The organism is Blastococcus jejuensis (genome assembly GCF_039534705.1).
In the GTDB taxonomy this organism is placed as follows: domain Bacteria; phylum Actinomycetota; class Actinomycetes; order Mycobacteriales; family Geodermatophilaceae; genus Blastococcus_B; species Blastococcus_B jejuensis.
Genome location: NZ_BAAAVV010000002.1, coordinates 1 through 14,103, shown reverse-complemented (window position 1 = coordinate 14,103; position 14,103 = coordinate 1). Strand labels below are relative to the sequence as shown.

Here is a 14,103-nt window from a genome sequence, read left to right as displayed (position 1 = left end):
AGCGTGTCGAGCACGGACGTCCCCGGCAACGGGGTGCAGCAGGCCGCTCCGCCGAATGCGGAGACCACCGAACCTGTCGTGGCGGAGGCGGTGAACACCGAACCAGCGGCCCCCGACGCGGGGGCCGAGGCCCCCGCACCCGAGGCTGTCGCCCCCGACGCCGTGAACCCAGAGCCGGCCCCAGCGCCGACCCCCGAGCCGGCGCCCGACGCGGTCGCACCCGAGGCCGGCACGCCGGCCGCGCCCGCCCCCAGGGACGCGGCACTGGCCGACCCCACGGCGGACGGCGGCACCGAGGTGGCCGCCCCCGCGGCCCCGGCCCCCGTTCCCACGCCCGTTCCCACCCCGGGACCCGCTCCCACCCCCGGACCGGTTCCCACCCCGGGCCCGGGTCCGGCGCCGAGCCCGGCTGCCACCCCGCCGCACCCGCCCGCCGCCGACGCGCCGGCCGCGCCGGCGAGCGATCCCGCCGAATGGGGCCGGGTCGACGAGGACGGGACCGTCTACGTGCGGACCGCCGACGGCGAGCGCGCCGTCGGCTCCTGGCAGGCCGGTGAGCCGGCGGCCGGGCTGGCCCACTACGGCCGCCGCTACGACGACCTCGCCACCGAGGTGTCGCTGCTCGAGGCGCGGCTGAAGGCCCACACCGGGAACCCGGCCGAGATCAAGAACAAGGCACAGGCGCTGGCCGAGTCCATCCCGACCGCCACGGCCGTCGGTGACCTCGAGGGGCTCGCGGCACGGGCCCGCGCCATGGTCGGCACCGCCGACTCGGCCGCCGCCGAGTCGCGCGCCGAGAAGGCCGCGGCCCGCGCCGCGCAGGTGGCGCGCAAGGAGGCGCTGGCCGCCGAGGCCGAGCAGATCGCGGCCGAGTCCACCGCGTGGAAGGCCGCTGGCGATCGGCTGAAGGCGATCGTCGAGGAGTGGAAGACCATCCGCGGGATCGACCGCAAGACCGACGAGGCGTTGTGGTCGCGGTTCGCGGCCGCCCGGGACGCCTTCGGTCGCCGGCGCGGCGCCCACTTCGCCGGCCTCGACGCCCAGCGCGGCGAGGCGCGGGCGGCCAAGCAGGAGCTGATCAAGGAGGCCGAGAAGCTCGCGACCTCGACCGACTGGGGCCCGACCAGCGCGGCGATGCGGTCGCTGATGGACCGCTGGAAGGCGGTCCCCCGCACCGGCCGCGACGGCGACGACGACCTCTGGAAGCAGTTCCGCGCCGCCCAGGACGTCTTCTTCACCGCCCGCGCCGAGTCCGACAAGGTCCGCAACAGCGAGCAGCTGGCCAACCAGCAGCTGAAGGAGGAACTGCTCGCCGAGGCGGAGCGGCTGGACCCGTCCACCGACCTGCGGGGCGCGCAGAACGCCCTGCGCAAGATCCAGGACCGCTACGACGCGATCGGCCACGTGCCCCGCGGCGCCATGCGCTCCCTGGAGGACCGCATGCAGGCCGTGGAGCAGAAGGTGCGCGGCGCGGCCGACTCGAGCCGCGCCCGGACCTTGCCCGAGAACCCCATGGTGACCTCGATGCGGTCCGCCGTCACCAAGGCCGAGGAGCAGCTCGCCAAGGCCGAGGCGGCCGGCGACCAGGGCCGGATCGCGGAGGCCAGGGCCAACCTGGCGACCCGCCAGGAATGGCTGGCCGAGGCCGAGAAGTCCGCCGGACGACGCTGAGCGGGCGGGGCGGGACCTCGGCATGGCCACGTTCGTGCTGGTCCACGGCGCGTGGGGTGGAGCGCACGGGTTCCGCCACGTCCGGGCGGGGCTGCGCACTGCGGGCCACGAGGTGTTCACGCCGAGCCTGACCGGCATCGGTGAGCGCGTGCACCTGGTCAGCCCGCAGGTCGGCCTGACCACGCACGTCACCGACGTCGTGAACCACGTCCTCTACGAGGACCTGCACGACGTCGTGCTGCTCGGGTTCTCCTACGGCGGGATGGTCGTGTCCGGGGCGCTGGAGCACATCGGCGACCGGGTCGCCTCCCTGGTGTTCCTCGACGCGTTCGTCCCCGACGACGGCGACAGCGCGTTCAGCCTGCTGGGGCACCCCGGCGCCGAGTCCCCGGCCCCCGGACGGCCGTGGCTGCTCGACGGCCCGCAGCGGGCCTACGACGACCCGGCTGAGGAGGCGTTCGCCGTGCCGCGCCGCACTCCCCAGCCGATCCGGACGTTCACCGAACCGGTGCGGCTGGCTCGGCCGCTGGAGGACTATCCGTTCCCGCGCACCTACGTCCGGGCGACCGTCCCCGACCCGGGGACGCCGGTCAACCCGGCGTTCGAGGCGGCGGCCGCCCGGGCCCGGGCCTCGGCGGCGTGGGACTACCGGGAGATCGCCACGACCCACCTGGTGGCGCAGAACCGCCCGGGTGAGCTCGTCGAGCTGCTGCTGTCCCTGGTCTGAGCCCGGGTCAGGCCGGTGCGCCGATCCGCGGCATGCCGAGCAGGACGCCCGGCGTCGTCGGCCGGGTGCCGGCCTCGGCGGCGTCGCCGGCCCTCGTGCGGCGGTGCGAGAGCAGCTGGCCGTCGGCCACGAGGTGGTGCGGTGCGGCCTGGGTCACGACCGTCTCGACGACGTCGCCGGGCCGGACACCCGGGGCAGCCGTGAAGTGCACCAGCCGGCCGTCGCGCGCGCGACCCGAGAGCCGCCCGGTGCGGGCGTCCTTGCTGCCCTCCCCCGCGGCGACGAGCAGCTCGACCGTCGTGCCGACCAGCTCCCGGTTCGCCGCCCAGCTGATCTCGTCCTGCAGCGCGGTGAGCCGCTCGTAGCGCTCCTGGACGACGGCCTTCGAGATCTGCCCGTCCATCTCGGCCGCAGGGGTGCCGGGGCGCTTGGAGTACTGGAAGGTGAAGGCGCTGGAGAACCGGGCCGCGCGGACGACGTCGAGGGTCTGCTCGAAGTCGGCGTCGGTCTCCCCCGGGAAGCCGACGATGATGTCGGTCGTGATGGCCGCGTCGGGCATCGCCGCCCGCACCCGGTCGATGATCCCGAGGTAGCGCTCCTGGCGGTAGGCGCGACGCATCCGGCGCAGGACGTCGTCGGAGCCCGACTGCAGCGGCATGTGCAACTGGTGGCAGACCGCCGGGGTCTCGGCCATCGCGGCGATGACGTCGTCGGTGAAGCTCGCGGGGTGCGGGCTGGTGAACCGGACCCGCTCCAGGCCCTCGATGCGCCCGGTCGCCCGCAGCAGGTCGGCGAAGGCACCGCGGTCGCCGAACTCGCTGCCGTAGCTGTTCACGTTCTGGCCGAGCAGCGTCACCTCGAGCACGCCCTGGTCGACCAGCGCCTGGACCTCGGCGAGGATCTCGCCCGGCCTCCGGTCCTTCTCCGTGCCCCGCAGCGACGGGACGATGCAGAACGTGCAGGTGTTGTTGCAGCCGACGCTGATCGACACCCACCCGGAGTAGGCGGAGTCCCGCTTGGCCGGGAGCGTCGAGGGGAACACCTCGAGGGATTCCACGATCTCGACCTGCGCCTCGGCGTTGTGCCGGGCGCGCTCCAGCAGCGCGGGCAGGGAGCCGACGTTGTGGGTGCCGAAGACCACGTCCACCCAGGGGGCGCGGCGCACGATCTCACCGCGGTCCTTCTGCGCCAGGCAGCCGCCGACGGCGATCTGCATGCCGGGGTTGGCGTCCTTGGTCGGCCGGAGGTGGCCGAGGTTGCCGTAGAGCCGGTTGTCGGCGTTCTCCCGGACGGCGCAGGTGTTGAGGACGACGACGTCGGCGTCGCCACCCTCGGGGGCGGCGGTGTACCCGGCGGCCTCCAGCAGGCCGGACAGGCGCTCGGAGTCGTGCACGTTCATCTGGCACCCGTACGTGCGCACGCGATAGGTGCGCGCCGGTGCCGGCATCTCGGATCCCATGACGGATCGAGCGTACGGCGGCCGCCGCGCCCCGCCGGTCCCGGCGTCGGCCACGACCCTCGACGACGAAGAACCCCGCGGTCGGGGCGGAGGACCCTGCGGTCGGGGCGGAGGACTCTGCCCCACGCAGCCGTCGATCGATGAGCATGCGATCAGTCACGGAGGAGGACCACATGCCCGCTCGCTTCCCCCGGCGGTTCGCTCGCTGGTCGACCGCCCTGCTCGCCACCGTCGCCCTGCTGGCGCCGCTGGACGTCGTCGTCGCCCCTCCCGCCTCCGCCGCGGTGGCCGATTCCGCCGTCGTCATCCGGGGCGCGCAGTGGTTCGTCCGCGGCGGCCCCGGCTTCGTCTTCGGCCGGAGCACCGACGTGCAGGTCATGGGCGACTGGGACGGGGACGGGGACCGGACGCCTGGGGTGTTCCGGGACGGGATCTGGCACCTGAAGAACAGCCTCACCGGCGGGGTCGCCGACGTCTCCGTGGCCTACGGGCGGGCCGGGGACACCCCCGTCGTCGGCAACTGGGACGGCATCGGCGGCACGGGCCTCGGGGTCGTGCGCGGCTCGGTGTGGCACCTGCGGAACTCGCCCACGACCGGGGTCGGGGAGATCTCCGTCGCCTACGGGCGGGCGGGGGACATGAAGATCACCGGCGACTGGGACGGGGACGGCCGGACCGGCATCGGCGTCGTCCGTGACCGCGTGTGGCACCTCCAGAACACCCCGGCCGGCGGCGTCGCCGCCATCTCCTTCGCCTACGGCGTGCCCAGCGACATCCCGGTCACCGGCGACTGGGACGGCAACGGCAGCACGGACATCGGCGTCGTCCGGGGGCGCACGTGGCACCTGCGCACGTCGCCGAGCGGCGGGCCCGCGACGACGTCGTTCGCCTACGGCGTGTGCGGCGACGCCTTCATCAGCACGGCCTCCGCCCGCGTCGTGGCCGGCGTCCCGACGTCCCTGCGCGGGACGGAGTGGACGCGCCTGCCCACCACGCAGCCGGTGGTCGCGCTCACCTTCGACGCCGGCGGGGACGCCGCCGGGGTCGCGTCGATCCTCGGCACCCTGCAGCGGACCGGCACGCCCGCCACCTTCTTCCTGACCGGCGCGTGGACCGAGGACAACCCGGACGCGGCCCGGCAGATCGCCGCGTCGTACCCGGTGGGCAACCACACCGCCACCCATCCGGACCTGACGACGCTGACCTCGGCCGCGATCGACGCGCAGGTCACCGGCGCGGACCAGACGGTGCGCGCGATCACCGGCGAGGACACCCGCCCGTGGTTCCGGTTCCCGTTCGGCGCACGGGACGCCCGCACCATCGACGTCGTGAACTGCCTGGGCTACGGGGGCGTGCGCTGGACCGTCGACACCCTGGGATGGCAGGGCACCTCCGGTGGGCGCTCGGTCGCCAGCGTCGTGGACCGGGTCCTCGCCGGCCTGACCCCCGGGGAGATCGTGCTCATGCACGTCGGGTCCAACCCGGACGACGGCAGCACCCTCGACGCCGCGGCCCTGCCCCGGATCATCGACGAGCTCAGGAACCGCGGCTACGGGTTCGTCACCCTCGATCAGTTCCGCTGAGGCGGGCGGCGCGGTCCGGCCGGTCGTCCCGGCCGGCGGGCCCCGTCCCCGCTTCGTTACGCCTTCGTGATCGCATCGACTACTGCGCGTGGCTGCCGGACCATAGGTTCGACAAGGTGACCACGAGCAGCCGAACGACCGGGGAGCCTCTCCTCCAGCTCTCCGGCGTCAACAAGTGGTTCGGCGACCTGCACGTCCTCCAGGACATCGACCTGGAGATCGGCCGCGGCGAGGTCGTCGTCGTCATCGGCCCGTCCGGGTCGGGCAAGTCCACCCTGTGCCGGGCGATCAACCGGCTCGAGTCGATCCAGCAGGGCGAGATCCGCATCGACGGCGAAGCACTGCCGGCCGAGGGCAAGGCCCTGGCGAAGCTGCGCGCCGACGTCGGCATGGTGTTCCAGAGCTTCAACCTCTTCGCCCACAAGACCGTCCTGGAGAACGTGACGCTGGGCCCGGTCAAGGTCCGCAGGAAATCGGCGGCCGACGCCGAGAAGCGGGCGCGGGAACTCCTCGACCGGGTCGGCGTCGGCAACCAGGCGGACAAGTACCCGGCACAGCTCTCCGGCGGCCAGCAGCAGCGGGTGGCCATCGCCCGGGCGCTGGCCATGGACCCCAAGGTCATGCTCTTCGACGAGCCGACGTCCGCCCTGGACCCGGAGATGATCAACGAGGTCCTCGACGTGATGGTCGGGCTCGCCCGCGACGGCATGACCATGGTCGTCGTCACCCACGAGATGGGTTTCGCCCGCAAGGCGGCCAACCGCGTCGTGTTCATGGACGGCGGCCGGATCGTCGAGTCCGCCGACCCGGAGACGTTCTTCACCCGCCCGACCTCCGATCGGGCCAAGGACTTCCTGTCCAAGATCCTCAGCCACTGACCCCCAGCCAGACGACCGGAAACCGACGAGAGGACCCACCCATGAGTCTCCGACGCCACACCCTGGCCGCCATGATGACCGCCTCCGCCCTCGCCCTCGCCGCCTGCGGCGACAGCGGGAGCGACACCCCCGAACCCGACGTCGCCGAGGCCCCCGAGTTCGAGGCGGGCACCACCATGGCCGAACTCTCCGAGGCGGGGACGATGCGGGTCGGCACGAAGTACGACCAGCCCGGGTTCGGCCTGGAGAACCTCGAGGGCGAGCTCGAGGGCTTCGACGTCGAGATCGCCAAGATCATCGCCGGTGCCCTGGGCATCGCGCCCGAGGACATCGAGTGGGTCGAGACGCCGTCGGCGGTCCGCGAGGAGGTGCTCGAGGGCGACGAGGTGGACATGGTCGTGGCGACGTACACGATCAACGACGAGCGCAAGGAGCGGATCTCCTTCGCCGGGCCGTACTACCAGGCCGGGCAGCAGATCATGGTCGCGGCGGACGACGACACGATCACCGGGCCGGAGTCGTTCACCGAGAACCCCGACGCCACGGTCTGCTCCGTGACCGGCTCGACCCCGTCGGAGAACATCCGCGAGTACCTCGTCAGCGAGCAGGACCAGCTGGTGCTCTTCGACGAGTACTCGCAGTGCGCCGACGCGCTCGGCAACGGCCAGGTCGACGCCGTCACCACCGACAACGTGATCCTCCTCGGCTTCGTGGCCGAGTCCGACGGCGAGTTCAAGCTCGTCGGCGAGCAGTTCACCGAGGAGCCCTACGGCATCGGCATCCCGAAGGGCGACGTCGAGTTCTGCCAGTTCATCCTCGACACGCTCCAGGAGAACGAGGACGCCTACATCGAGGCGTGGGAAGCCACGGCCGGTCAGGTCGAGGGCACCGAGACCCCGGAGCTGCCGGAGTTCGACGAGTGCGAGTGATCTGACGACGACCCCGCGACCGGCCGGCTCCCGGCCGGTCGCGGGGTGAAGGCCCGGCAGTACCGGCACTGGCGAGGAGGGAGGGGCGGGTGTCCGCGGTCACCGACAATCTCGGACTGTTCTTCGGCGGCTACCTCCGCTCCCTGAGCATCTGCCTGTGGGCCCTGGTGGGGTCCCTGGTGCTCGGCGTGCTCGTCGCCGCCTGCCGGGTCAGCCCCGTCCCGCCCCTGCGCGCCTTCGGCGCCTTCTGGGTGACCACGTTCCGCAACACCCCCCTGTCGGTGGTGCTGTTCTTCTGCGCCTTCGGGCTGCCCGAGCTCGGCATCAACCGGAGCTTCTTCTTCTTCGGGGTCCTCGGGCTGGTCCTGTACACGTCGGCCTTCGTCTGCGAGGCGGTGCGCTCGGGCATCAACTCGGTGTCGGCCGGCCAGGCCGAGGCCGCGCGCTCGATCGGGCTGAACTTCAGCCAGGGGCTGCGCTACGTCGTCCTCCCCCAGGCGCTGCGCACCGTCGTCCCGCCCCTGGGCAGCGTGATCATCGCGATGTTCAAGAACTCCGCCGTCGTGGGCGCCTTCGGCGTCGGCGGCGACCTGTGGAGCACCGGTCAGACGCTGACCAGCGCCCGCGGCCTGGAGACGCTGCCGGTGTTCGTCGGCATCGCCTTCTTCTACCTCATGATCACCCTGCCGGCCGGAGCGATCCTGCAGATCGTCGAGCGGAAGGTGGCGATCGCGCGATGAGCCAGGAGACGGTGCTCTACGACGCGCAGGGGCCGAAGGCGCGACGACGGACGCGGATCGGCACGGCGATCGCGGTGGTCGCCCTGCTGGGCCTGGGCTATCTCGTCGTCCAGCGGCTGATCGAGCGGGACCAGTTCTCGATGGAGAAGTGGGGCCCGCTCATCGACCCCTCGAACGAGGCGTTCGACTCGGTCTGGCGGGTCTTCGGCGAGGGCATCGTCAACACCATCCGCGCCGCCGCCATCGCCATGGTCCTGTCGATCGGGCTGGGCACGCTCATCGCGGTCGCCCGGCTGTCGCTCGGGAGGACCGGGCGCATCCCGCTGATCGGCCTCATCGAGCTCCTCCGCGGCCTGCCGGTCGTCGTGCTCATCTACTTCGGCGTGCGCGTGCTGCCCGACGTCGGCGTCGATCTGCGTGATCTTCCCGGCGGTCAGGCGCTGTGGGGCCTGGTCATCGGCCTCACCGCCTACAACATGGTCATCTTCGCCGAGGTGGTCCGGGCCGGCGTCGAATCGCTGCCCCGCGGTCAGCGCGAGGCCGCGCTCGCGACGGGGCTGACCAACGGCCAGACGATGCGCATCGTGCTGCTGCCCCAGGCCTTCCGCGTCATGCTGCCGGCGATCATCAGCCAGCTCGTCGTCGTCCTGAAGGACACCTCGCTGGTCACCTTCATCGCCAACTACGACGAGCTGCTCAGCCAGGGCGAGAGCATCCGGCGCAACCTCGACAACCCCATCCAGACCTTCATCGTGGTCGCGCTGCTCTACATCGCGATCAACTACTCGCTCGGCCGGCTCGCGCAGTACATCCAGCGCCGTCAGGCCAGGGCGTCGCGCGCGGTGGTGGCGACCACGGACACGGGCGCGACCGTGCCCGTCGGCGGCGGCGCCTGAGGCCCGCGCACCACCTGACACACCCGTCCCCGTCCTCGGCGCGTCGCCGTCGCTTCCGTCCTGAACGGACCGGTCCGCCCAGGACACTGGCGGCCATCATGGAGACGATGCACGCCGCCGGACGGCGCCGCCTGCCCCCGGTCCCCCGGCCCGCCGGGGATCGACCGTCCACCGGGCAGCTCACGGTGGAGCGGCCGACGCCGGAGACCGCCGAGCCTGCTGTCGCCGAGCCGACGACCGGGAACGTGGCCGTGGCGACCGCCCCGCCGGAGGCGGACTCCGACCAGACCGACACCGAACTGATCGACACCCGCCAGATCGCCGCGGAGCTGATCGAGGCCGAACTCGCCGCCGCCGGCGGTGCCTCGCGCGCCGGAGTGGAAGTCGACGCGGACGACGACCAGCCGGAGGCGCCCGCCGAGGACGCGGCGTCCGACGCCGACACCGCCCAGCTCGACCTGCCCGCTCCCGCCGCCGGGGACACCACCGGCGAAGACCCCGCCGAGGAGCCCGCCGAAGAGCCCGCCGGCGAAGCTCCCGTTCTCGACAGCGCAGCGCTCGACAGCGCCGTCCTCGAGAACCTGCTGCTGCCCGGCCCCGCGGACGAGCAGGACCCCGCTCAGCAGTTCGTGGCCCGCCTGCGGTCGTCGGCGGCCGACTTCGCGGGGGCGGCCGGCGCGGACAGCGCGGTCGTCCGCGAGGCCGTGCCGCCCGCCCGGCACCGCCGCGCTCGCTGCCGGCTGGTGCTGCGCTACGCCGACGGCACCGAGATCGACGTGACGCTCCTGGGCCCGGCCGGACGACCGGGTCGCCCCTCGCGGCACGGCTTCGACCGGCAGATCCTGCGCTGGCTGGGCGCCGGCCTGGTGCGCGACGAGTCCTGGCTGACCGACGACCCCGACGCACCCGACGGCGTCGCGGTGGACCTCACCGCCTGGGTCACGGCCGGCTGAGCCGACCCCTGCGAGTCCGACCCCGGCGGCCCGCAGGTCCGGGTTTCCCTCGGCGCCCCGATGCGCGACGATGGCCTCGCCGCTCGCGTCGGCGGGCGGGGTGCCGACCGCGCACGTCCTGGACGTGCGAGACCACTGGGGAGCCAGGATGACCCGCAGGTTCGGAGCAGCCCCGCGACGGACCCCGGGACGGGGGGTGCGGGCATGACCGCCATCGCCCCGCAGCCGATCATCAGCCGGCCGAGCCCGGCGGCGGTCAAGGCCAAGGGTTCGCGCCTGGGCAGCCTCCTGCGCACGACCGATCACAAGGTGATCGGCCTGATGTACCTGACCGCCTCGTTCACGTTCTTCATCATCGGCGGCCTCATGGCGATGCTGATCCGTGCCGAGCTGGCCCAGCCGGAGATGCAGTTCCTGTCGCCGGAGCAGTACAACCAGCTGTTCACGATGCACGGCACGCTGATGCTGCTGATGTTCGCGACGCCGCTGTTCTTCGCGTTCGGCAACCTGATCATGCCGCTGCAGATCGGCTCCCCCGACGTCGCGTTCCCGCGGCTGAACGCCTTCTCGTTCTGGCTGTTCCTCATCGGCAGCACGATCGTGTTCTCGAGCATGCTCACGCCCGGCGGCGGGCCCGACTTCGGCTGGACTGCCTACACGCCCTTGTCGACCGGCGTGCACTCGCCGGGCGTCGGCGGCAACCTCTGGATCGCCGGCCTGGCCGTCAGCGGTCTGGGCACGATCCTCGGCGGCGTCAACTTCATCACCACGATCGTCTGCCTGCGCGCGCCGGGCATGACCATGTTCCGGATGCCGATCTTCGTCTGGAACACCCTGGTCACCAGCCTGCTGGTGCTGCTGGTCTTCCCCATCCTGACCGCCGCGCTGTTCGCGCTGCTGGCCGACCGCAACCTCGGCGCCGTCGTGTACTCGCCCGAGATGGGCGGCCCGATGCTGTGGCAGCACCTGTTCTGGTTCTTCGGGCATCCCGAGGTCTACATCATCGCGCTGCCGTTCTTCGGCATCATCACCGAGATCATCCCGGTGTTCAGCCGCAAGCCGCTGTTCGGCTACAAGGGCATGGTCGGCGCGACCCTCGCCATCGGCTTCCTGTCGCTGGCCGTCTGGGCGCACCACATGTTCGCCACCGGCGCGGTGCTGCTGCCCTTCTTCGCGTTCCTGACCTACCTGATCGCCGTGCCGACCGGGCTGAAGTTCTTCAACTGGATCGGCACCATGTGGCGGGGTCAGCTGAGCTTCGAGACGCCGATGCTGTGGTCGGTCGGCTTCCTGGTCACCTTCCTCTTGGGTGGCCTGACCGGCGTGCTGCTGGCCAGCCCGCCGCTGGACTGGCACGTGCACGACTCGTACTTCGTCGTCGCGCACTTCCACTACGTCGTGTTCGGCACCGTGGTCTTCGCGGCCAACGCCGGCATCGCGTTCTGGTTCCCGAAGATGTGCGGCCGGATGCTCGACGAGCGACTGGGCAAGCTGCAGTTCTGGATGACGTTCATCGGCTTCCACGGCACGTTCCTCATCCAGCACTGGCTGGGCAACGAGGGCATGGCCCGCCGCTACGCCGACTACCTGCCGACCGACGGCTTCACCACGCTCAACGTCATCTCGACGATCTTCTCGTTCGTGCTCGGTGCCTCGATCGTCCCGTTCCTGTTCAACGTGACCCGCTCCTGGAAGTACGGGCGGCTCGCGCTGCGCGACGACCCGTGGGGCCACGGCAACTCGCTGGAGTGGGCGACCTCGTCACCCCCGCCGCGGCACAACTTCGTCGAGATCCCCAAGATCCGCTCCGAGCGTCCGGCGTTCGAGGCGCACTACCCGCACCTGCTCGAGCGGCTGCAGGTCGAGGCGCACGCGGGCAGGTCGCACACGCCGTACACCAACAACGTGGTCACCGCCGAGACCGGCCCGCGGCAGGGCCCTCGGGACCCCGACGCCACGTAGTTTCGGCCCCCTGCAGGGTCCCGCCGCGAGCTCGCGAGCGGTGGGGGGCAGGGGATCCCCTTTCAGGGCAGGAGGCTGTCCTGGTCCTCGTGCGCGGAGAGGAACTCGTCGTCGTCACCGGGCACGGAGTCGAGGGCGTCGCGCACCACGGCGGAGGCGAGACCGCCGCCATAGCCCTTGCGGGCCAGCATGGCGACCAGCCGCCGGCTCGCCGTCGCCCGGTCGAGGCGGCGCATACCGGGCAGCTTGCGGTCGACCAGCCGGCGGGCGGCGGCGCGCTCGTCGTCGTCATCGACCGCCTCGACGGCCTCGGCGGCGACCTCCGGGTCGACGCCCTTGGCGCGCAGCTCGGCGCTGAGCGCCCGCCTGGCCAGGCCGCGGCCCGCCTGCCGGGAACTGACCCAGGCCCGCGCGAACGCGGCGTCGTCGATGAGGCCGACCTCGGTGAATCGGTCGAGGACCGTCTCGGCCGCGTCGTCGGGGACTCCTCGGCCGGCCAGCAGATCGGCGAGCTGCTGCCTCGTCTTCGGTGCACCCGTCAGGGCGCGCAGGCAGAGGTTGCGCGCCACGGCTTCGGGGTCGCCCGGCGCGTCCTCCGGCGGGCCGGCCGCGGGCTCACCGGCGAGGTCCGGGTTCAGGGGACCGTCGCCGGCGGAGCCCGTCGCCCGGCGCGAACCCCGGCGCATGCCGGGGCCGCGGCGGTGGGACGGGAAGCTGCTCACCCGGCAGGTCAGAAGTCGACGGGCGCAGGAGCGACCGGCGCGTCGAGCGTGGCGCCGATACCCAGCTTCTCCTTGATCTTCTTCTCGATCTCGTCGGCGAGGTCGGGGTTGTCCTTCAGGAAGTTGCGGGCGTTCTCCTTGCCCTGACCGAGCTGGTCGCCCTCGTACGTGTACCAAGCACCCGACTTCTTCACCATGCCCTGCTCGACACCGACGTCGATGAGCCCGCCCTCGCGACTGAAGCCCTGACCCCAGAGGATGTCGAGCTCGGCCTGCTTGAACGGCGCGGCCACCTTGTTCTTGACGACCTTGACGCGCGTGCGGCTGCCGACGGCGTCGGTGCCCTGCTTGAGGGTCTCGATGCGACGGACGTCGAGGCGGACCGACGAGTAGAACTTCAGCGCGCGGCCACCGGTGGTGACCTCCGGCGAGCCGTAGACCACGCCGACCTTCTCGCGCAGCTGGTTGATGAAGATCGCCGTCGTGCCCGAGTTGCTGAGGGCGCCGGTGATCTTGCGCAGCGCCTGGCTCATGAGGCGGGCCTGCAGACCGACGTGGCTGTCACCCATCTCGCCCTCGATCTCGGCACGCGGTACGAGCGCGGCGACCGAGTCGATGACGATGACGTCGAGCGCGCCGGACCGGATCAGCATGTCGGCGATCTCGAGCGCCTGCTCACCGGTGTCGGGCTGGCTGACCAGCAGCGCGTCGGTGTCGACGCCGATGGCGCGGGCGTACTCCGGGTCGAGCGCGTGCTCGGCGTCGATGAACGCGGCGATGCCGCCGGCGGCCTGGGCGTTGGCCACCGCGTGCAGGGCGACGGTCGTCTTACCGGAGGACTCCGGGCCGTAGACCTCGATGACCCGGCCCCGCGGGAGCCCGCCGATGCCGAGCGCGATGTCGAGGGCGATCGACCCGGTGGGGATGACCTTCATGGCCACCTCGGGGCTGTCGCCCAGGCGCATGACCGAGCCCTTGCCGAACTGCTTGTCGATCTGGGCGAGGGCCATGTCGAGGGCCTTGTCGCGGTCGAGCGTTGCCATGGGAGTCACCTTCGGTTCGCGGGAAGCGGGTCGGGTCCGACGCTAGGGAAGGGCTCCGACAGTTTTCCGGTTCCGGGTGGATCTGTGGAGAGCCGCCCGGCCTGTGGACGACACTCTAGGCCGAACAGGTGTTCGACTGCCAGGGCGACACGCCGCGACCTGCGCGACCAGCCGTCACCGCTCTTTCGGCGGCACCTCGTACTCCTCGCAGATCGCCAGCCACACCCTGCGCACCGACAATCCCGCGTCGATCGCGTCCACGGCGGTACGGCCACCCAGGACGGCGAAGACGTGGTCGCGGGCCACGCTCTGGGCACGCACGGACCCGAAATGCCGGTCGAGCCGGGACCAGAACTCCTGCAGGCGCACGACGACGACGCTAACCCGCGGCGGCAGCCGGTGGGGCGGCGGGAGCCTAGACATCCCACGGCGCTAAGTGGTCAAGCGGCGGCCGAGAGCGGGCTGTGTTCGTGGGCGGGCCAGGCGGTGCGCTCGTCGTAGACGGTGTGGTGGCGCAGGCAGCCATGGAGGATGCCCACG

General features: G+C 72.1%; 13 protein-coding genes. 9 read left to right on the top strand and 4 right to left on the bottom strand.

What is annotated here, in order from left to right:
- Nucleotides 1-3 precede the first annotated feature (3 nt).
- On the top strand, nt 4-1,671 hold the full coding sequence (locus ABD644_RS03810) for a DUF349 domain-containing protein (protein ID WP_344687219.1): 1,668 nt from the start codon (nt 4-6) through the stop codon (nt 1,669-1,671).
- 22 nt (nt 1,672-1,693) lie between these two features.
- Nucleotides 1,694-2,398, top strand: coding sequence for an alpha/beta fold hydrolase (locus tag ABD644_RS03805; protein WP_344687218.1), 705 nt, complete (start codon nt 1,694-1,696; stop codon nt 2,396-2,398).
- A 7-nt stretch (nt 2,399-2,405) separates the two neighbouring features.
- Here the strand turns inward: ABD644_RS03805 and miaB are convergent, their stop codons facing one another.
- The gene (miaB, locus tag ABD644_RS03800; protein ID WP_344687217.1) at nt 2,406-3,857 is read right to left on the bottom strand and encodes a tRNA (N6-isopentenyl adenosine(37)-C2)-methylthiotransferase MiaB; all 1,452 of its coding nucleotides are present in this window, start codon (nt 3,855-3,857) and stop codon (nt 2,406-2,408) included.
- Nucleotides 3,858-4,030: 173 nt separating this feature from the next.
- On the opposite strand from miaB, the gene ABD644_RS03795 reads away from it, so the two are divergent.
- The 7 genes from ABD644_RS03795 to ctaD all read left to right on the top strand — a co-directional run bounded on the left by ABD644_RS03795 (nt 4,031) and on the right by ctaD (nt 11,798).
- On the top strand, nt 4,031-5,440 hold the full coding sequence (locus ABD644_RS03795; RefSeq protein WP_344687215.1) for a polysaccharide deacetylase family protein: 1,410 nt from the start codon (nt 4,031-4,033) through the stop codon (nt 5,438-5,440).
- Nucleotides 5,441-5,556: 116 nt separating this feature from the next.
- The gene (locus tag ABD644_RS03790) at nt 5,557-6,318 is read left to right on the top strand and encodes an amino acid ABC transporter ATP-binding protein (RefSeq protein ID WP_344687213.1); all 762 of its coding nucleotides are present in this window, start codon (nt 5,557-5,559) and stop codon (nt 6,316-6,318) included.
- Nucleotides 6,319-6,359: 41 nt separating this feature from the next.
- On the top strand, nt 6,360-7,247 hold the full coding sequence (locus tag ABD644_RS03785) for a glutamate ABC transporter substrate-binding protein (RefSeq protein WP_344687212.1): 888 nt from the start codon (nt 6,360-6,362) through the stop codon (nt 7,245-7,247).
- An 89-nt stretch (nt 7,248-7,336) separates the two neighbouring features.
- Nucleotides 7,337-7,987 (top strand): amino acid ABC transporter permease, encoded by a 651-nt coding sequence (locus ABD644_RS03780; protein WP_344687211.1) that lies wholly within the window; start codon nt 7,337-7,339, stop codon nt 7,985-7,987.
- Nucleotides 7,984-8,883, top strand: coding sequence for an amino acid ABC transporter permease (locus ABD644_RS03775; RefSeq protein ID WP_344687210.1), 900 nt, complete (start codon nt 7,984-7,986; stop codon nt 8,881-8,883). Before ABD644_RS03780 ends, ABD644_RS03775 begins: the two co-directional genes overlap by 4 nt.
- Nucleotides 8,884-8,981: 98 nt before the next feature.
- On the top strand, nt 8,982-9,836 hold the full coding sequence (locus ABD644_RS03770) for a hypothetical protein (protein WP_344687209.1): 855 nt from the start codon (nt 8,982-8,984) through the stop codon (nt 9,834-9,836).
- Between the two features lie 204 nt (nt 9,837-10,040).
- On the top strand, nt 10,041-11,798 hold the full coding sequence (gene ctaD, locus ABD644_RS03765) for an aa3-type cytochrome oxidase subunit I (protein WP_344687208.1): 1,758 nt from the start codon (nt 10,041-10,043) through the stop codon (nt 11,796-11,798).
- Between the two features lie 62 nt (nt 11,799-11,860).
- Here ctaD and ABD644_RS03760 read toward each other — a convergent pair whose 3' ends face one another.
- The 3 genes from ABD644_RS03760 to ABD644_RS03750 all read right to left on the bottom strand — a co-directional run bounded on the left by ABD644_RS03760 (nt 11,861) and on the right by ABD644_RS03750 (nt 13,932).
- The gene (locus ABD644_RS03760) at nt 11,861-12,520 is read right to left on the bottom strand and encodes a regulatory protein RecX (RefSeq protein WP_344687207.1); all 660 of its coding nucleotides are present in this window, start codon (nt 12,518-12,520) and stop codon (nt 11,861-11,863) included.
- 8 nt (nt 12,521-12,528) lie between these two features.
- A complete protein-coding gene (gene recA, locus ABD644_RS03755; protein ID WP_344687206.1) occupies nt 12,529-13,563 on the bottom strand; it encodes a recombinase RecA in 1,035 nt (344 codons plus the stop codon).
- Between the two features lie 174 nt (nt 13,564-13,737).
- Nucleotides 13,738-13,932 (bottom strand): DUF3046 domain-containing protein, encoded by a 195-nt coding sequence (locus ABD644_RS03750; RefSeq protein ID WP_344687205.1) that lies wholly within the window; start codon nt 13,930-13,932, stop codon nt 13,738-13,740.
- Between the last annotated feature and the right edge of the window lie 171 nt (nt 13,933-14,103).